Raw genomic sequence first — 18,479 nt, 5'->3', positions numbered from 1 at the left:
TGCGATCTCTTCGCGGCTGTTGATGGTGATCACTGCGCGGTGGCGCGGGTCGGAGCCGGTCGGCAGAAGTCGGCGCCGATTTCGAGGGCAAGGATCGCGGGATCCTGCCCCCGCTCGTGTTTCGCAAGCGGATCAGCAAGCGAACTTCGACCAGCACCGTCGTGTCGAAATCGCGATAAGGTGCGAACCATGCCCAAGATCCATCCTGGTGCGACTCTCACCCCACGGTTCAGCGACTTCCTCCCCGCATGGCTGGCTCAGCAGCCCTGGTACTCGGGCAGCGGAGCTCCGTCGCCGTCGCCGATCGGTTACTTCCGATTCGAGGACCCCGCCGGTGCGGTGGGCATGGAGACGCACCTGGTCAGCACCGGATCCGAGCGCTACCAAATCCCGATGTCCTACCGCAGCGCTCCGATAGGAAAAACCGCACTCCGACCATGCGACGCCGACGCGCTCATCACGACAGCCGAGCACAGCGTGCTCGGAACCCGCTGGATCTACGATGCCGTGGCGGACCCTGTCTGGAGGAACGAACTGCTACGGCTGGTGCGGAACGAGAAACTTTCCGAACCGAGCGGCAGGCACAGTTCCGCGCCCGCGTACGCGCGTGGACACCGACTGACGACGTCGGAGGCGGTCACCGAACCCGTCATCGAGCTCAACCGCTCGATCCGTCCCGGAACTCGCCCCGGGGGACGAGACGTGATCGGTGCCGTCATGGGTACCTGGTACCCCGATGGGGACGAAGCCCCTCCTGTCGAGGGCTGCCTCGCCACCGTCCGTCGAAGCGAGCCGTCACCGGTTCGGCCCTGAGAAGGGCTCCGGCACGACCCGACACCGTGGCAACGCGTCCGCACCCCCTTTTTTGCGAAAACAGCAACAAAGTTTGTCAAAGTGTCACACCCGCGCTCACAGTCGGTGCCATGGGACACTCGACCGACGACTTCGACTGGGCCGCGATGGCCGACATGCTGGAACTCGAGGGGGAGACGCACAGCCCTTACGTGCGCCAGGCCCTCGGGGAACTCGAACACCTGACACCGCGCCGGATCCTGGACATCGGCAGCGGCCCCGGTGTGGCGGCCTGCCGATTGGCGGCGACGTTTCCGGGTGCCGAAGTCACCGCGGTGGACGGGTCGCCGGAACTGCTGGCCCGCGCCGAGAAGCGAGCCGAGGGACTCGACCTCCGACTGCGCACCCGGACCGCCGAGTTCCCGGAGGGGATCGCCGAGCTGGAACCGGCGGACCTGGTGTGGTCGGGGCAGGTCGTGCACCACGTCGGCGACCAGCGGAGGGCGCTGAACCAGTTGGCCGGACTCCTCGCCCCCGGCGGAGTGCTGGCCCTCGTCGAGGGCGGCCTGCCTGCCCGCTGGCTACCGCGCGACCTGGGGTTCGGGCGTCCCGGCCTGCAGGAGCGGATGGACGCGGCGACAGCCGACCGGTTCAGCCGGATGCGGGAGGAACTCCCCGGATCGGTCGCGGAGGTCGAGGACTGGCCCGGCATGCTGCGAGCGACGGGACTCACCGAGGTACGGAGCAGGACCTTCCTCGTGGACCACCCCGCTCCCCTGGCCGACGCTCCGCGACTGTCGGTGCGGCGGCTGCTGGAGCGACAACGCACGATGCTCGACGAGATCCTGGACGCCGAGGACGTGACGACGCTGGACCGGCTGCTCGATCCGGCCGACCCGGCGAGCGTCGACCGGCGCACGGACCTGTTCCTGTTGACCGCGAAAACCGTTCACTTCGGTCGAGCCGACTGGTAGGGTCACCGCCCTGAGTCATGATCAGAACTGGGGGGCGTCGATGGTGTGGGCAGCCCTGAGCGGGCTGACGGCGGTCGGCGCGCTCGCCCTCGTGCTGTCGGACCACTCGATGATGGCTTCCGCCGCACCCCTGGTGATCGTGTTGTTTTCCCTGTTCAGCAGTCGACAGGCCAAGCTCCGGCGACAGCGGGGGTTCCGCGCCAGGTTCCACTCCGTCGAGCAGATCCGGGACACACACGATCTGAGCAGGTTCCACCGGCTCCGCGACGAAGTGGGCGAGGTGACGGCGACTCGGGAATCGCGGAAGGAATTCCCCGGAATCTCGCTGGTGGATGCGGTGACTCTCGTGCGGAACCGATCACGCGAGTCACCGTGACCTCCCGGCTCCTATATCCGACCGAACATGAACAGGACTCCCAACACCGCCAGAGCGGTCCCCGCACCCGCGTCGAGGGCTGTACGTACGGCGCTTCGCCGCAGGGCAGGGCCCAGGACTCCGACCGCGGCGACGTACGCGGTCCACCAGATCGCCGCGCAGAGCATCACGATCAAGCCCATGAGCAGCGTCTGAACGTACACCGGCGTCCCCGGGACCAGAAACTGCGGCATGAACGTGAGGTAGAAGACCAGCGCCTTCGGATTGACGACATTGTTGAGGAATCCCTGCATCATCGGCGATCCGGTTCGCCGCTCGGCCGAAGAGTCCTCTTCGGCCGAACTCGTCCTCCGACGCCGCCGGAAAGCGGAACGCAACAGCAGCGCTCCCAACAGCAGCAGGTAAGCACCTCCGGCCATGCGGAGCACGACCAGCGTGGTCGTACTCGCCGCCACAAGCGCGGAAACGCCGCCGGCGGTCAGGACGGTCAACAACCCCAGACCCGTGCAGATCCCCGCGGCCGTGAGAAATCCCCGGCTTCGGTCACCGACCAGCGTGTTCCGCGTGACCAGCACGAAGTCCGGGCCGGGCACGACCAACATCAGCGCCGTGGTTCCGACGAAGACGGGAAGCTGACCGATCATGCCGGCTCGCAGCGTCGTCCGCTTGGACAAAGATCTCCGAACACCACGCCTTCAGAGTGAATCCACGCCGAAACCGAAGCAATATTGTCGGATAAAATTCGGCGTATGGACCAAACCGTGCAACTCGACCCGGTTGATCTCGATATCTTGGCCGCGCTTCAGAACGATGCCCGGCTGTCCAACAAGGAACTCGCCGCCGCTGCCGGAATAGCGCCTTCGACCTGCCTGGACCGCATGAACAGGCTCCGCGAGTCCGGAGTCATCACCGGCTACCGCCTGCAGGTCGACTCCGCCAAGCTCGGCCGCCCCATCGAAGCACTGCTGTTCATCAGGGTGCAGCCGCACAAGCGCCCGCTGGTGCAGCCCTTCGTCGAACGCGTGGTGAATCAGCCCGAAACACGAGCGCTCTACCACCTCACCGGCCCCGACGACTTTCTGGTGCACGTGGCCGCCGAAGACGCCCAAGCCCTCCAACGCCTCGTTCTCGACGAGTACACCGCTCGCGACGAGGTCGCCCTCGTCCACACCAACCTGATCTTCCAGAAGTGGGAAGGGGGCCCGCTCCTACCACCCCGCGACGACGGACACGCCCGCTCGCACGGGAAGCGCGACCTGAACGGATGACCACACGACCGTCCGCACCACGAGCGATGTCACTCGCGGTGCGGACACGTCGGGATCAGCTACTCGCCTCGGGTACCGTGGGGCGTTTCGGGCTGGTCTTCGGCGAGGTGCCGATAGGCCCGGTCGTACTCCTTCTCCCGACGCTTGGCCTGGTCGTGTTCGACCAGAGCGGTCTGCTCGGGCGTGGCGTGCCCCTCCCCCATCGCGAGCTCGGCTTCCTCCAACCGTTGCTCGTTCTCGTCCTCCGGAGCATCCTGCTCCTGCTCCTGCTCCTGCGGAAGCGGCCGGTCCTTGCGGCGCGGGTGAGCTTGCCGATAGGGGTTGTCCGGAGGAAGGCCGCCGCTGACCCTCCCGTAGAGCCCCACGAACAACAGCAGCATCCCGACGATGAGACTGAAGAAGACGTTCGACAGCCGGAACGCCAGGATGTTGAGCTCGGTGTGCAGGACGCCCAGGTGCACGATGCCCGAGAGCAGGAACAGCGCGCCCAGCACTCCCGTGACCATGGAGGCCACGGGCCCGCCCCAGAACGCGGCACCGAGCAGCAGTGCGCCGGCCACCACCGAGATCGTCGAGAGCAGCCCGTTGGAGGACAGCCCCAGCACCGTCTGTCCCTCTGTGGTGAGGAACCGCAAGCCGTGGGCGAAGCCCAGCCCCGCGAACACCCACAGACCGAGCCCCAGCACTGCCGCGCTGACTCGATGGACTACGTGCACCGGGTGCTGTCGCGGCTTCCGTTCCTCCATGATCCATAACCTCCGAGTGGCTGCACCGGGGCACCGGGGGTGAGCGACTTACCTCAACCCCTCGCGACCACGTCGGCGGGGTCGATTTCGACGGACTCCAACGGATCCCGTCTGCTCCCACCCCTCCTCTTCGAGTGTAGGACGCTCTCTCGGGGGATGCATCTCGCGGACACGTCAGTGGCGCGCGAACCTGTCACGCAGCCGGGTACATCCCCGAATGACCACGTCCAGACCACGCGCGACGGTGCTGCTGACGACGTCGGCACGGGACGGCGGAGTCGGTTCGCGCAGCAGGGACTCGGTGACCTGATCACGATGGGCCGCGGTGGCTTCGGCCGTGTTCGCCAGGTTCACGAGCCCACTGCTCAGCGCTTGAGCAAAGTCCGGGACCTGTTCCACGGGCAACCGGAAAGTCGCCGTGCACTGGTCTCCGTTCCAAATGCTGAGCACCGCTATCCGGTGGTGGGGATGCCAACTCATCCGCAGCACCCGGTGGCGACCACGGTCGTCGATGAACACCGTACTGGCCCCGGCCAGCGTCATCGTCTTCATACCGAGCATGATGCCCGCCCCGGCGGGTGCGCGGAAGTGCCAAGTCCCGACAGTGGCGAGCATGATGCCCGCCCCGGCGGGTGCGCGGAAGTGCCAAGTCCCGACAGTGGCGAGCATCCCGCCCGTACACGACGCGCGCGAAGGAGAGTGATGCACTACAAACAAGGGGTATGGCCGGTAAAAGCGAGACGGGTTCACTGACGCCCGGGCAGAGCGTGGCTCGGGACAACGGCGAGCGGATCGGGTGTTCCACCGGCGGACGACGGGTGCTGATGCGTCGGCGCACGACCACGCCGGGTTTCGTGGTCACCGTCGACGCGCGCGCCGACCTCGAAGTTCCCACCGAAACCATCACCAGTCACTGGGAAGTCGCCACGGCGGCTTTCGACCGCATGATGAAGCACTACTGATCACGATCTCCACTACGAAAAGAGCTGCGCGGGGCGTGGTGGAACCATGCCCCGCGCAGCCATGTGTCGTGTCAGGACGTCGTGTCCGGAAACCGGCTGCGACGCTGCTACGAACGTCACGGCATCGTCATCGACGCCTACTCCGACAGCGCCGACTCCATCATCCTGGGTGCCCTGGCCCGGAAAGCGCGAACAGCTCCGACCCGCGCGATCACTGAGGCGTTTTCCGGCCTTCGGATTCCGTGGGTTGCTCGACGAGTTGCTCGTGCGAGCGCTCTCCCCTGGGTTCGACGTATTCTCTCGAGAGGGTTTTGTAGAAGGCCACGCAGATGGCGACCAGGACGATCGTGAACGGTGTCCCGATGAGCACCGAGGCTTTTTGAAGTGCTCCGAGTCCGCCGGAGACCAGCAGGATCGCCGCGACGCACGCCAGCAGAGCTCCCCACAGGAGCCGGATCCAGGTTTTGGGGTTCTGGTCCCCTCCGGTGGACAGCTCTCCCAGCACGACGGTACCGGCGTCCGCACCGGCGACGAAGAACACCCACAGCACCACCAGTGAGATGATCGACAGGAGTATGGGGAGCGGGTATTCCTGGATGAAGACGAACATCCCCGCGGCCGGGCTCTGCTTCACGGTTTCGGCGATGGCGGATGCTTGCCCGCTGCCGGCCAGCTGCAGCGCCGATCCGCCGAACACGGAAATCCAGATCATGCTGACCACGCTGGGGACGAGAACGGTGGCCGCGACGAACTCGCGGATGCTGCGTCCGCGGGAGATGCGGGCCATGAAAAGTCCCACGTAGGGAGCCCAGGCGATCCACCAGGACCAGTAGAACACGGTCCAGCTCCCCATCCACTCGTTGTCCGGGCTGAACGCGTCCAGCCGGAAACTCATCGGGATGAGGTTGCTCAGGTAGTTACCCGTGCCCTCGGTGAAGACGTTGAGCTGCGTGATGGTCGGTCCGACGACGAAGTAGAAGACGAGCAGCAGCGGGGCGATGAGCATGCTGATGTTGGCGAGCCACTTGATGCCGTGCTCGATCCGCGTCGTCGCCGAGACCATGAACGCCGCTGTGGTGAGCCCGAGGACCACGAGCTGCACGATTATCCCCGTGGACAGCCCGAACGTCTGGCCGAGTCCTGCCGTCATCTGCAGTCCGGCCTGCCCCAGGGCCACGGCGATGCCGAACACCACCGCCAGCACGGCCAGGATGTCGATCACCTTCCCCGCGGGTCCGTCGACGCGGTCACCGATCAGGGGGCGGAAGATGGCGCTGAGCAGTCCCTTTTCACCCTTGCGGTGGGTGAAGTAGGCCACGGCCAGACCTGCGGTGGCGTAGATCGCCCAGGGGTGCAGTGCCCAGTGGAAAAAGGAGTACTGGATGGAGAGCCCGGCGGCCTCGTCCGAGCCGGGCTTGGCGAGGTCGAACGGCACGTTGACATAGTGCGACAGCGGCTCGGCCAGCCCCCAGAAGATGATGGCGGGACCCATGCCCGCCTGGAACATCATGGCGAACCAGGACGGGCGACCGAACTCGGGTCTGTCGTTCTCCTTGCCGAGTTTGATCCTGCCGTACTTGCTCACGCCCAGGTAGATGACGAACACCAGGAAGAGATTCGCCGCGAGCAGGAAGAACCAGCTCAAGCCCGACACGACGTGGCCGAACAGTCGATCCGTGACGGCCGCGAAGTTATCCGGCGCCAACGCACCCCAGAGGACGATCAGCGCCGAGGCCACGACCGAGACCCAAAAAACGGGCCCTATCGCGGTCTGCTTCATTTTTGATGTTTGCATGGAGACCACTATCTTACAAGTTTGGAAAAGTGCGGACAAAGCGGACGCTGCCGACGGTCCGGTGGCACGGTGGCCCGATAAGGGTGACGAACTCGTGGCTGACTCGCCACGAGTTCATGCATTCCGGTGCCAGGTCGGCGACTTCGGAGGTGCTGTCGCTCCGGGCTCACCGCAGTCGGCTCGCGACGACGGGGCTCCTGATTCGTTCGAGGCAGCACCACTCGCGAGTTCGACAGACCCTCCGACCTCCTCGCGGGGCGATCGAGGTTCCGATGCGAGTAAGCTCGAACACTCCTCGTCGACAGCGAGGCGAGGACCTCGGTGCACGGCACTCTCGTCGAGAGCTTTGTCGACGTGCTTTTCGAACTCGGCGCGGTGCCCGGCCACTACCGGTGGGGCGGCCTTCGAGAGGACCGACCCGACGTTTTCAACACCGTCCGGAGAGACTTCAGTGCGCGACATGATAGTTGCCCGTCGTCCTCCCCTCGGGAGGGGGTTCTCGCCGTGTCGGGAACATCGACAAATGTGATCGACGTTATCGCCGGACCCGCCCCGAAGAAACCGAGAAGGCTCTACGAACACGGGAGGCATCCCGTCCACGCGGACTCGAGACCGGGGGCGACCTCCTCCGTCAAAGCGGTAGCTCATTCCTATCGGAAAAAGTTAACACAGCCCATGTGCAGATGTACATGCCTGCTTTTGTCACTCTGTCCGCAATGGCTAAATGATGTGTTTTGATCGACTTCCGCCGATCACCCTACTCCTTCACCGAAACGCCGATACACTCCAGCGCCGGAACAGTCAATACACTGTCATGCGATTCAGCATACCAATCATCGATGGAATGGATAGAAAAAGACTATACCGTGAGGTAACCGCTTTTTCGTGTCAGGGTTCTCGGCGAGTTCCCCGCGTGGGCTCGCCGGAGAGACCGCGCGCCAGCTCGACGAATTCGGCCGCGGCCGGTGACAGCGGTCCACTGCGCCAGAACAGCACGCCACGCCGCACCACTCGCGGGCGCAGCGGTAGCACCACCGCTCCCTGCTGCGCGGCGTCCTGAGCCATCGATCTCGGCAACAGGGTGGCGCCGGCACCCGCCAGCACCAACGGAACGATCATGGCTTGGTGCGCTGTCTCGACGGCGACGCGAGGAGGAGCCGAGCGGGTACCGACGACGTCCTCGATGACCTCCCGGGTCGCCGTGCCCTCCGGGGTGGTCACGAAGTCCAGCGCTGCCAGCTCGGCCACGCTGATCCTGGCCCGCTCGGAGCTCGACCACCACGGCGGCAGCACGGCGAAGATCTCGCGGCCGGGCAGCACCATGCTGTCCATCTCACGCACGGGCGAGTGCGAGTCGATCATGCCGAGCTCGCACTCACCCGCTCGGACCGAGCCGGTGATGTCCGAGCCGAGTTCCGGGTCGGAGATGTGGATCGAGACCAGCGGACGGTCCCGCAGGAACTGTCCGACCAGCGCGGCCAGGGGGTCCACCGCCAGCGTCGTCTGCGCCACGATGTCCAGTCTTCCGCCGGTGACGCCCAGTACCTGACGGACCGAGTCACCGGCCGTGTCCAGGTCGCGCAGCACTTGCCGCGCGGGCTCGGCCAACGCCTCGCCCGCCGGGGTCAGGCTCACTCCCTGGGCCAGCCGGTGAAACACCCGCCCACCCAGCTTCTGTTCGAGCGCACCGATCGCGTGCGACAGGGAGGGCTGAGCCACCCGCAGCGCCTGGGCCGCTCCAGTGAAGCTGCCGTGCTCGGCGATCGCCAAGAAGTACTCCAGCTCCCGGCGTTCCATCTCCTCGCCCTTCCTGTCACCCGCCTCGATTGCTCTCCACGGAACCGGCCACACGGAACCCCGTGTTTCCGGTCGAGGAGTCCGGGGTGATCCCCTGACGTGCGCTCACGCGGTAGCGCAGACAGTAGGAATCGTGGCACAGGTAGGAGCCACCCTTGGCGACTCGGCGCTGTTGAGCGGGATCATGGCTTCCGCGCGAGGCGACGAACCGGTCCTGGCACCACTCCCAGACGTTACCCGTCGTGTTGTACAGGCCGAACTCGTTCGGTGGGAACTCGTTGACGGGGCAGGTTCCGTACCACCCGTCGGCGCGGGTGTTGCGTTGTGGGAACTCTCCCTGCCAGACGTTCATCCGGTGCCGGCCGTCGGGTTCCAGTTCGTCGCCCCAGGGGAAGGCGCATCCCCGCAGACCTGCTCGGGCGGCGTATTCCCATTCGGCTTCCGTCGGAAGTCGCAGCCCGGCCCACTGGCAGTAGGCTCGCGCGTCGGCCCAGGTCACGTGGACGGCGGGATGGTGCTCACGTCCCTCTATGTCGGACTGCGGGCCTTCCGGGCGCGACCAGTCGGAGCCTTCCACAACCCGCCACCACGGTGCCGCCGCGACGCCCTGGGTGGGTGGGAAGTCGTCCGGCAGGAGCCCGCCGAACACGAAGGACCACCCGAAGCGCTCGGCCTCGGTCCGGTAGCCGGTGACCCGGACGAACTCGGCGAACTCGGCGTTGGAGACCGCGGTGGTGCTGATGGCGAAGGGATCGAGGGTGACCCGACGTACCGGCCCCTCCCCGTCGTCGGGGTAGGCCCGGGAGTCCTCGCACCCCATCAGGAACTCGCCACCGTCCAGCAGCGCCATGCCCTCGGTGCTACCCGAGTCACCGGCAAGAGGTTCTTCCGTCGCGGTCGAGCCACCGTGCCCGCCCTCAGGGGCGCAACAGCTACCCGAAAACTCACTCATGTGCTGTCCTGAATCGCTCGCGTGCGTCGGAGTCCTGCCAGTCGCTGTCCACGTCCCCGCTGAGGTCGACGCGGACGGACTGCAACCGCCCGCCGTAGCCGTTGTTCACCGGCTCGTAGTCGTCGGTGACCGGTGAGGCCCGGTCCACGCCGATGTCGAAGGTCTCGTCGAAGGCGAAGTAGTACGGGATCGTTCCCGAAACCCGCTGCTCGCCCTCCTTGCGGGCGTCGGCGTACAGCGTGGCGTTACCGCCCTTCCCGACACCGCCGCCGTCGTACTCGAAGTCCATTCGCACCTCGTGCCGCCCCGGGGTCAACTCCGCACCCCGGACCTTGTACACCTCCAGCCCGAAGTAATTGTAGGCATAGGTGGGCCGGCCCTCGTGCACGTACAGCGACCAGCCGCCGAAGCGACCGCCCTGGGCGACCAGCACACCCTCGGCGCCGCCCTCCGGAACGTCGAACACCGCGGTCACCGAGTGCGACCGGTTCTTGACGTTGGGAGCGGTCTCCTCGGTCAACCGCTTGGCGTTGGCGTGGAAGGTGACCGAGCGGCGCTCGCCCATGAGGTCCAGCCGTCCCGCCTCCTTCGGGTTCTCCCGTTCGGTCATCCGGTCGTCCAGCGGGAACACCTGGTGCTTGGAGGCCTCGATGAGGAACAGCTGTTGCAGTTCACGCAGCTTGCCGGGGTGCTCGGCGGAGAGGTCGTGGGCCTGGGTCCAGTCGGTGTTGGTGTCGTAGAGCTCCCAGCGGTCGTCGTCGAAGTAACGGCGCTGGCCCTCCTGGACCATTTCCCACGGCGTGCCGTGGCGGGTCACGGCCATCCAGCCGTCGTGGTAGATGCCCCGGTTGCCCACCATCTCGAAGTACTGCACCCGGTGCTGGTCCGGCGCCTGGGCGTCGTTGAAGCTGTAGAGCATGCTGGTGCCCTCGACCGGCTGCTGCGAGACACCGTCGACGCTGTGGGGCTGCGGCAGTCCCGCCGCCTCCAGCACGGTCGGCAGCACGTCGATGACGTGGTGGAACTGGTGGCGGATCCCTCCGCGCTCGGCGATGCCCCTGGGCCAGTGCACCAGCATGCCGTCGCGGGTACCGCCGAAGTGGGAGGCGACCTGCTTGGTCCACTGGTACGGCGTGTTCATCGCCAGCGCCCAGCCGACCGGGTAGTGCGCGTGAGTCGTCGCATCGCCCAGCGATTCGGAGTGCTCGTTGATGAACTCGGCGCTGTCCTCGATGCCGCTGGCGACCCGGTGCTCGTTGAGGGTGCCGCCGAGACCGCCCTCGGCGGAGGCGCCGTTGTCACCGAGGATGTAGACGAACAGCGTGTCGTCCAGCTCGCCCATCTCTTCCAGCGCGTCGACGAACCGGCCGATCTGCACGTCGGTGTGCTCGGCGAAACCCGCGTAGAGCTCCATCAGCGAGGCGGCCGAACGCTGCTCGGCCTCGGAGAGCTCGTCCCAGTGCGGCACGCCCTCGGCCCACGGCGCCAGCTCCGCGTCCGGCGGAACCACGCCGAGGTCCTTCTGGCACTGGAGCGTGATCTCACGCTGCCGGTCCCACCCGTGGTCGAACTGCCCCCGGTACTTGTCCCGGTACTCCTGGGGCACGTGGTACGGCGCATGCGTGGCACCGAACGAGAGATACGTGAAGAAGGGGTTCTCCGGCTTGAGCGCGCGCTGATCCCGCACCCAGTCGATGGCCTGGTCCACCTGGTCCTCGGACAGGTGGTACCCCTCCTCGGGCGTGCGGGAGGGCTCCACCGGGGTGGTGTTGTCGAACAGCACCGGGTACCAGTGGTTCATCTCCGCGCACAGGAACCCGTAGAACTTGTCGAATCCCTCGCCCGTGGGCCAGCGATCGAACGGCCCCGCTACGCTGACGTCGCGCGCCGGGGTCTGGTGCCACTTCCCGAACGCGGCCGTGTTGTACCCGTTGCCCTGCAGCACCTGACCGATCGTGGCCGCACTGCGGGGACGGATGCCGCTGTACCCCGGGGCAGCACTGGCCATCTCGGTGGTGACCCCCATGCCGACCGAATGGTGGTTGCGGCCGGTGAGCAGGGACTGCCGCGTCGGCGAGCAGACAGCGGTCACGTGGAACCGGCTGTAGCGCAACCCGTCCCGGGCCAACCGATCGGCCGTGGGCATCTCGCAGGGCCCCCCGAAGGCGCTCGGCGCACCGAAACCCATGTCGTCGAGCAGGACCACCACCACGTTCGGGGCCCCCTCCGGGGGCCGCACCGGCTGCTGTGGTTCGTAAGCCGGATCCTGGTCCCGTATGTCCGTCGAGGTCGGGGACGACTGCTGTTCCTCGGTAATGGGGAGCTGCTCACGGCTGGGAACGGACACTACCTACCTCCTGTGTGAAATCGGCCTTGCCAACGCGGGCTCGACCGGAGGGAAACCGATTCGGTCGCGTTGTAGCCGGTACCGAATTCCGCGACGGTGCGGACCGGACCGAAAGACTGCCCGAAAAACTTTCACCGGGCCTTTTGCGTCGCGATCGGATACTAGTGCCGCAGTGCGCACACGCAACCATGTCGGCGAGCAACTCCGGAAAAGAGCTGAGTGCTGAGTCACAAGAACACCGCGACGACGCCTGGTCACCGAGGGAGACAAACGAACGAGACTATTTTTCAATGTGGGCCATAGAAGCTGTCTATGACTAACCCCGGGTCGTACTCCGACGACCCAACGAGGCCTTCGCGATCACGTCCATCGCGGAAGCCGCGACGGCGTCGAAAGCGTATGGTGTGAAATGCGGCACAGAGCGGCCGTGCTGTCTTCCGCAGTGCCGGTCCCCCCGAGTCCCGAGACCCGAGTCCCGGCACCCCGCAGTGCCAACCATCAACACCGCCGCGGCACGGGCCTCAGCACGTGCGGCTCAGCACTGGCGAGAGGAGAGTGGGAGCATGTCTCGAACCGAATCGACGCAGTCGCGGAGCGAAGCCGGGCAGTCCTCGGGAACCGAGGTGCCCCGCCAGCACACGACCACCCCGAGCGAGCAGGAGTCCCAGGGCTCCATCAGCATCGCTCCCCAGGTGGTGCAGAAGATCGTGGCGTTGGCGACGCGAGAGATGACCGGGATTCACGCGATGGGCGGCGGGGGCGCCCGTGCCTACGGCGCCGTCCGCGAACGGATTCCCGGCAGTGACACCACCCAGACCCCCGGAGTGCGGGTCGAGGTGGGGCGGAAGCAGGCCGCGATCGACCTGGAGGTGACCGTGGAGTACGGAACCTCGCTCGTCGAACTGACCCGCGCCGTACGGCGCAACGTGATCACCGCCGTGGAAACGCTGGCCGGTCTGGAGGTCACCGAGGTCAACATCGCGGTCAACGACGTGCATGTGCCCTCGGAGGGCACCGAGCAGCAGGAAGCACCCGCCCGAGCGGAGTAGCGCCCGCTTACGCTCATCCGTCGACGCGTGGTGAGGACGGCGGATGAACAGGTCCCCGCTTCCCGACCGCACCGGCCCGCACATCGCGGCGGGAACGTCCATGGTGGGACTGCTGGTGTGGATACTCACCGACGAGTGGCGCTGGTCGGTCACCGGCCTGCTCATCGCCGGTGCCGTCATCGCGGCCACGGTGCTGTGGCGACGTGGTGGAGAGGTCTCGACGACGGCCGGCGTGCTGGCCCTGCCCGCCGGTCTCGCCCTCTGGCTGTGGACGGACGACGGCCGGTGGGCCGTGCTGGGCGCGTTCCCGCTCCTTTACCTGCTGATCGATCACCTCGCCGCCGTGGTCCGGCGTCGGCGATGAACGCCTCGCAGCTCCGACAGCACGTGCTCCGGTACTTCCGCTCAGCGGAAGAATAAACCGCCGATCATTGCGAAAAGGTCATCCGTGTCACCGCCGGTTGCCAGGGGGTGCGAGCATTCCCGCTCGACGAACAACATCGCCATGGTGCCCCCGATCGGGTGAGCCGTGGTGGTACGCGGCTCGGAAAGGGCGGTTTACACGTGCAAGTGCTATGGGGAATCGGCGGCATGGCCCTGCTGCTACTGCTCGCTTTCGCGCTGTCCACCAGCCCTCGCTCCGTCAGACCTCGAACGGTGGTCGGCGCACTGGTGCTCCAGGTGGTCTTCGCGTTCCTGGTGCTGCGCTGGGACACCGGGCAGCAGGTCCTGCAGACGGTCGCCAACGGGGTCGGCAAGGTGATCGACTCCGCCAACGAGGGCATCGACTTCATGGTCGGTCCGCTGCTGGACCTCCTCGACGAGAACAGCACCCTGTTCGCCTTCCAGGTGCTGCCGATCATCGTGTTCATCGCCTCGCTCACGGCCGTGCTCTACCACTGGAACATCCTGCAGTGGATCGTGCGCATCATCGGTGGTGGTCTCCAGAAACTGCTGGGCACCACCCGGGCCGAGTCCCTCAACGCCACGGCCAACATCTTCGTCGGACAGACCGAGGCACCGTTGGTCATCCGTCCCTACCTGGCCGGGATGACGCGGTCGGAGTTCTTCGCCGTGATGGCCGGTGGGCTGTCCACCGTCGCGGGCACGGTACTGGTGGGCTACTCGCTGCTGGGGGCGCAACTGGAGTACCTGATCGCGGCGAGTTTCATGGCGGCCCCGGCGGGTCTGCTCATGGCGAAGATCATCGTTCCCGAGACCGAACAACCGGCCAGCGACCAGGAGGTGCTGGCCTCGTCGAAACCCGGCGGAGCGAGTACGGCCTCAAGCTCACAAGAGCCCCCTGCCGACTCCGAGCACCAGGAGTCGCAGGACGACCGCCAGGAGTCGCGGGGCGATGACACGACCGACGAACCGGAGAAGCCGCGCAACGTCATCGACGCCGCCGCGACCGGCGCCTCCGACGGGCTCAAGCTCGCCCTCAACGTCGGCGCCATGCTCTTCGCGTTCATTTCCCTGATCGCCCTGCTCAACCTGATCGTCGGTGGTCTCGGCGGGCTGGTCGGGATCCCGGACCTGACATTCCAGCAGATCCTCGGCTACATCTTCTCGCCGATCATGGTGGCCATCGGTGTGCCGATGGACGAGGCCATCCAGGCGGGCAGCTTCCTCGGCCAGAAGCTGGCCCTCAACGAGTTCGTGGCCTTCGCCTCCTTCGGGGACGTCGTCGGGCAGCTCAGCGACAAGACGAGCGTCATCGTCACCTTCGCGCTCACCGGGTTCGCGAACTTCAGCTCGCTGGGGATCCTGCTCGGCGGGCTCGGCGGGCTGGCCCCCAAGCGGCGCCCGCTGATCGCCCAGCTGGGCGTTCGCGCGGTGCTGGCGGGAACGCTGGCCAACCTGATGAGCGCCACCATCGCTGGGATGCTCATCGGCTGAGTCGGCCCTCATCCCACGGGAGTACCGATCCGCAGGCGGTTGCCGTCGGGGTCGCGAAGCTCGATCTCGCGAGCCCACGGCGCCTCCTCCGGACACATGCCGAACTCGGCGGCGATCGCGTCGACATCGTGCACCCGCAGATAGACCAACGCAGCCGGGAAAGCGTCGTCCTCGTGCTCGGACAAGAAGACACGGATCCGACCGCGCGCGACCTCGACGAAGGCGGGCAGCCGCGCTTCGAAACGGTGCTTCCACTGGGCCGTGAATCCCAGCAGCTCGTACCACCTGACCGCCACGTCGGCATCCTCGACGCGCAGGATCGGGATGACTTCCTCGTCCACGCGGGTGAGCATGGCACTGTCGGCAGGCCCGCGCCACGAGGCGGCGCTCGCGGACTCAGTGCTCGGTGCCGGTCTGGCCGTAGGTGGCGTACTGCTCGGCGCTGCGCGCCAGCTCGGCCTCGTCGAGCAGCACCGGCTCCCCGGCCTGGCGAGCGGTCAACCAGAGCTGGCAGAGCCATTCCAGCTGTCGCACCCGGTTGTAGGCGTGAACCAGCGTGTCCGCGACGGCGACCGTACCGTGGTTGCGCAGGATGCAAGCGCCACGACCGGTCAGTGCCGCGGACATGTTCTCGGCCAACCTGGCGGTGCCGAAGGTGGCGTACTCGGCGACCCGGACACCGCCCCCGAACTCCGCGAGCTGGTAATGCACGGCCGGGACCTCGTCGCGCACCAGGGACAACGCCGTGGCGTAGAGGGAATGGGTGTGCACCACCGCCCCGGTCTCGTGCCTGTTGTAGGCCGCGAGGTGCATGGGCAGTTCCGAGGTCGGCTTGAGCGAGCCGTGGACGGGATTTCCGTCCAGGTCCACGATCGGCACGTCGGCGAAGGTGAGCCGGTCGTACTCCACCCCGCTCGGAGTCACCGCGACGAGTCCGCCCCTGCGCAGCGATACGTTGCCCGCGGTACCCACGACCAATCCGTCGGCGACCATCCGCCGCGACATCCTGATCACTTCGTGACGTTCGTCGGCTAGCGGGATCTGCTCGGTCACGGCGACTCCGTCCACTCGCGGCTGCTTCGACCCGAACTCAACAGTCCCGGCCACGCCGACGTCAATACCGGCCCGGCCCGAGGAGGGAACGGTTCAGACCTTCCCGCACTGCCCCGACGAGGACGCGTGCACCGAGTTCGGATGCAGCACATCGGTCGGTTTCGAGGCATTGCCGGTGCACTTCAGCAGGCCGTCGATGATGTTGTCGCCCACGCTGATCGCTCGTTCTCCGAGATTCCCGCGCAGAGTCACCGAACCGTGCACCACCGACCGCGCGATCGTGATCGCCGCGGGTGAAGCGGTGACCGCCACCGGGCCGGTGATCGTCGTCCCGTCCAAGCGGACCAGCCCAGTCGCACCGCGGATGTCGACCGGGCCCGACACCGTCGTGTCCGACAACCACACCGAACCGGCATCGCGTGCCCGAACCGGCCCCGCGATCGTCGAACCGACGGCGACCAGCGACGCTCCCGAAGCGACGTGCACCGGTCCCGTGACCGTGGCACCTTTCAGGCAGATCACCCCCCGGTCGATCCGCAGCGCCGCGGTACGCGTCCCCGTGATGGTCGAGGTGCACCCGACGACGGGAATCGTGGCCGCCACCGGCTCGTGCCTTTCCCCGGCGGTGCCCGCGGCGAAGATGTTGTCGACATCGGCGTGGTCCCCGCCGGCACGCCGGCGCTGATACCGCAGGGTCAGCGCCGTGACCCCGGCCTGATCTCCCGAGACCGTCGCACTGTCGGCATCCGAGTCCACCACGACCGAGGAACTCGGGCCGAGCGTGACCGCCACCCGGTTGAGCGGGTCGGACAGGTCCATCGCCGCACCGGCGGCGCTGCTGACGGTCCACCGCAGTTCGGTCGGTTCCCTCCCGCCCACGTCGATCAGGGATTCGTCGGTGGTCAGCGAGTACGGCGCCACCCCGGAGGGGATCGGCTCGTCACCGACCGACTGGTCGATCGCCAGGGACGCGGCCCCGCTCACGTCCGGCTGCTCGGGCAGGAACCGCATCCGTTCGGTGTACAGCCGACGGTTGCTCGTGGGCGAGGGGCGACCGTGGTGGACGTAGTAGAGCTCGGAACCGTCGGGCGAACGCACCACGTCGCCGTGTCCGGTGGAATACATCGGCAGTCGCGGGTCCTGCCGCAGGATCGGATTGTCGTCGCTTTTCCTCCACGGTCCCAACGGACTGTCGGAAACCGCGTACCCCACACCGTATTCACTGCTTTTGTAGTGATTCGCCGAGTAGAGAAGGTAGTAGACGGGCACTCGTTTCCCGTCGACATTCCGGTAACGCTTGACGACCGTCGATCCCTCTTCCCAACGTCGATCCTTCAGCTCGCCTCCCGATTCCCGGTAGTCGTTGACGTGGGCGTTCTCCCATTCCTGCTTGTCCGAGCGGTAGTTCAGGATCGGCGTGAAACCGTCCTTGCGCACACCGGGCGGGTCCTGCGGGTCCTTGTTCGCGTTGACGTAGCGCGGTCGCACGGTCGGCATCGTGCGGCCCGTCGGATCGTGCCACCACTCGGTGGTCAGCTCGACGGCGTAGATGTTGGAGGTCTCGATGTACTTGCCGCGCTCGTGGTCCCACACCCAGTTGCGGTAGGCGTTGCGGGAGAAGTAGAGGTAGATCCTGCCGTTGTCGTCGAAGAACACGTTGGGATCGATGGAGGGGATGTAGGTTCCCAGCGGAGCCGTACGTCCCTCGGCCAGGGTTTCCGGGGGCTTCTTCTGCTCCGGTCCCATGATCTGGTTGACGTCGTGGTACTCCGGGTCGTAAGGACGGTAATCGATCGGGTGATCGGTGATGTTCCGAAAAGGCCCCCGGGGGGATTCCGCGACGGCCACGCCGAGCTTGGAGGGCTCCTCGAAGTCGGGATGACGAAAGTGCTCGGCGACGTTCTCGTTCAGCCGAGCCGAGTAGAACAGATAGTACAGGTCGGTCTCGGAATTGTGGTACACCTCCGGCGCCCAGAACCAGTCGTGGCCCCACTGGGTGCCGTCGTCCACGTCCAGCGCGCCGCCGGGAACGTGCTCCCAGGTCACCAGGTCCGGTGAGCGATAGATACCGAACCGGTAGCCGGGATCGGCCCCCTTGGTCGTGTACGCGTAGTAGTAGCCGCTGTCCTCGTCGAAGAAGACGTGGGGATCGGCGCCGACGACCCCGGCATCGTTGTGGTACGTCGCGTTGGTCGTGATCCGGTCCCCCGGTTGACCGGACGCGGAAGCGGCACCGGTGAGGGCCACCGTCATCACCCACGGCACGGTGATGAGAACGCTCAGCAGGCGGGACAGACGTACGGACACCGATCCCCCTCGGTAACCACCGGACGCACCGGGAACGGGCGGGCGCTGTAAGCAGACTGTTCCCGACCGTGCGAGCAATGTCAATAATTACCACCCGAGCGTGGTAATGGGTCACGACCCCACAACAACCTCGCCACCCGGACTCGGCGCCATACGGTGCGG

Annotated in this window: 18 protein-coding genes; 8 read left to right on the top strand and 10 right to left on the bottom strand. The window is 66.6% G+C overall.

Going from position 1 to position 18,479, the window contains the following annotated elements; translation table 11 throughout:
* Nucleotides 1-189: 189 nt before the first annotated feature.
* The 3 genes from FHX42_RS08005 to FHX42_RS07995 all read left to right on the top strand — a co-directional run bounded on the left by FHX42_RS08005 (nucleotide 190) and on the right by FHX42_RS07995 (nucleotide 2,142).
* Complete coding sequence (locus FHX42_RS08005) at nucleotides 190-813, top strand: maltokinase N-terminal cap-like domain-containing protein (protein ID WP_182543622.1); 624 nt, start codon at nucleotides 190-192, stop codon at nucleotides 811-813.
* A 110-nt stretch (nucleotides 814-923) separates the two neighbouring features.
* Entirely contained in the window at nucleotides 924-1,766 is an 843-nt protein-coding gene (locus FHX42_RS08000) for a class I SAM-dependent methyltransferase (protein WP_182543621.1), read from the top strand.
* 40 nt (nucleotides 1,767-1,806) lie between these two features.
* Entirely contained in the window at nucleotides 1,807-2,142 is a 336-nt protein-coding gene (locus tag FHX42_RS07995) for a hypothetical protein (protein ID WP_182543620.1), read from the top strand.
* Nucleotides 2,143-2,153: 11 nt separating this feature from the next.
* On the opposite strand, the gene FHX42_RS07990 is transcribed toward FHX42_RS07995, so the two are convergent.
* On the bottom strand, nucleotides 2,154-2,816 hold the full coding sequence (locus FHX42_RS07990) for a LysE family translocator (RefSeq protein WP_182543619.1): 663 nt from the start codon (nucleotides 2,814-2,816) through the stop codon (nucleotides 2,154-2,156).
* A gap of 75 nt (nucleotides 2,817-2,891) precedes the next feature.
* Here FHX42_RS07990 and FHX42_RS07985 point away from each other — a divergent pair, with 75 nt between their 5' ends.
* Nucleotides 2,892-3,410, top strand: a complete 519-nt coding sequence (locus FHX42_RS07985; RefSeq protein WP_182543618.1) for an Lrp/AsnC family transcriptional regulator — start codon at nucleotides 2,892-2,894, stop codon at nucleotides 3,408-3,410.
* Nucleotides 3,411-3,469: 59 nt separating this feature from the next.
* On the opposite strand, the gene FHX42_RS07980 is transcribed toward FHX42_RS07985, so the two are convergent.
* Together FHX42_RS07980 and FHX42_RS07975 are read right to left on the bottom strand one after the other, a co-directional pair.
* Nucleotides 3,470-4,156, bottom strand: a complete 687-nt coding sequence (locus FHX42_RS07980; RefSeq protein WP_182543617.1) for a DUF4383 domain-containing protein — start codon at nucleotides 4,154-4,156, stop codon at nucleotides 3,470-3,472.
* A 174-nt stretch (nucleotides 4,157-4,330) separates the two neighbouring features.
* On the bottom strand, nucleotides 4,331-4,825 hold the full coding sequence (locus FHX42_RS07975) for a hypothetical protein (RefSeq protein WP_182543616.1): 495 nt from the start codon (nucleotides 4,823-4,825) through the stop codon (nucleotides 4,331-4,333).
* A 53-nt stretch (nucleotides 4,826-4,878) separates the two neighbouring features.
* Here FHX42_RS07975 and FHX42_RS07970 point away from each other — a divergent pair, with 53 nt between their 5' ends.
* Entirely contained in the window at nucleotides 4,879-5,118 is a 240-nt protein-coding gene (locus tag FHX42_RS07970; protein ID WP_182543615.1) for a hypothetical protein, read from the top strand.
* Between the two features lie 211 nt (nucleotides 5,119-5,329).
* Here FHX42_RS07970 and FHX42_RS07965 read toward each other — a convergent pair whose 3' ends face one another.
* The 4 genes from FHX42_RS07965 to FHX42_RS07950 form a co-directional block, all read right to left on the bottom strand.
* The gene (locus tag FHX42_RS07965) at nucleotides 5,330-6,913 is read right to left on the bottom strand and encodes a BCCT family transporter (protein ID WP_182543614.1); all 1,584 of its coding nucleotides are present in this window, start codon (nucleotides 6,911-6,913) and stop codon (nucleotides 5,330-5,332) included.
* 888 nt (nucleotides 6,914-7,801) lie between these two features.
* Nucleotides 7,802-8,710 (bottom strand): LysR family transcriptional regulator, encoded by a 909-nt coding sequence (locus FHX42_RS07960; protein WP_182543613.1) that lies wholly within the window; start codon nucleotides 8,708-8,710, stop codon nucleotides 7,802-7,804.
* Nucleotides 8,711-8,726: 16 nt separating this feature from the next.
* A complete protein-coding gene (locus FHX42_RS07955; RefSeq protein WP_182543612.1) occupies nucleotides 8,727-9,662 on the bottom strand; it encodes a formylglycine-generating enzyme family protein in 936 nt (311 codons plus the stop codon).
* Entirely contained in the window at nucleotides 9,655-12,009 is a 2,355-nt protein-coding gene (locus tag FHX42_RS07950; RefSeq protein ID WP_182543611.1) for an arylsulfatase, read from the bottom strand. The genes FHX42_RS07955 and FHX42_RS07950 overlap by 8 nt, the downstream gene beginning before the upstream one ends.
* 563 nt (nucleotides 12,010-12,572) lie before the next feature.
* Between FHX42_RS07950 and FHX42_RS07945 the strand changes: the two genes are divergently transcribed.
* From FHX42_RS07945 to FHX42_RS07935, 3 genes are all read left to right on the top strand, one after another.
* The gene (locus tag FHX42_RS07945; RefSeq protein WP_182543610.1) at nucleotides 12,573-13,058 is read left to right on the top strand and encodes an Asp23/Gls24 family envelope stress response protein; all 486 of its coding nucleotides are present in this window, start codon (nucleotides 12,573-12,575) and stop codon (nucleotides 13,056-13,058) included.
* A 43-nt stretch (nucleotides 13,059-13,101) separates the two neighbouring features.
* On the top strand, nucleotides 13,102-13,422 hold the full coding sequence (locus FHX42_RS07940) for a hypothetical protein (protein ID WP_220480075.1): 321 nt from the start codon (nucleotides 13,102-13,104) through the stop codon (nucleotides 13,420-13,422).
* Between the two features lie 200 nt (nucleotides 13,423-13,622).
* Nucleotides 13,623-14,957, top strand: coding sequence for a NupC/NupG family nucleoside CNT transporter (locus tag FHX42_RS07935; protein ID WP_328795974.1), 1,335 nt, complete (start codon nucleotides 13,623-13,625; stop codon nucleotides 14,955-14,957).
* 8 nt (nucleotides 14,958-14,965) lie between these two features.
* Here FHX42_RS07935 and FHX42_RS07930 read toward each other — a convergent pair whose 3' ends face one another.
* The 3 genes from FHX42_RS07930 to FHX42_RS07920 all read right to left on the bottom strand — a co-directional run bounded on the left by FHX42_RS07930 (nucleotide 14,966) and on the right by FHX42_RS07920 (nucleotide 18,317).
* The gene (locus tag FHX42_RS07930; protein ID WP_182543609.1) at nucleotides 14,966-15,298 is read right to left on the bottom strand and encodes a glyoxalase superfamily protein; all 333 of its coding nucleotides are present in this window, start codon (nucleotides 15,296-15,298) and stop codon (nucleotides 14,966-14,968) included.
* 55 nt (nucleotides 15,299-15,353) lie between these two features.
* Nucleotides 15,354-15,998: a class II aldolase/adducin family protein gene (locus FHX42_RS07925; protein WP_407926222.1), complete on the bottom strand. Its 645-nt coding sequence runs from the start codon at nucleotides 15,996-15,998 to the stop codon at nucleotides 15,354-15,356.
* 105 nt (nucleotides 15,999-16,103) lie between these two features.
* Nucleotides 16,104-18,317, bottom strand: a complete 2,214-nt coding sequence (locus FHX42_RS07920; protein WP_328795973.1) for a family 43 glycosylhydrolase — start codon at nucleotides 18,315-18,317, stop codon at nucleotides 16,104-16,106.
* Between the last annotated feature and the right edge of the window lie 162 nt (nucleotides 18,318-18,479).

The sequence above is a fragment of the Halosaccharopolyspora lacisalsi genome (genome assembly GCF_014137975.1).
GTDB classification, from domain to species: Bacteria; Actinomycetota; Actinomycetes; order Mycobacteriales; family Pseudonocardiaceae; genus Halosaccharopolyspora; species Halosaccharopolyspora lacisalsi.
Note: the sequence above shows the minus strand (reverse complement) of the source record. Positions and strands in the feature narration are given on the sequence as shown.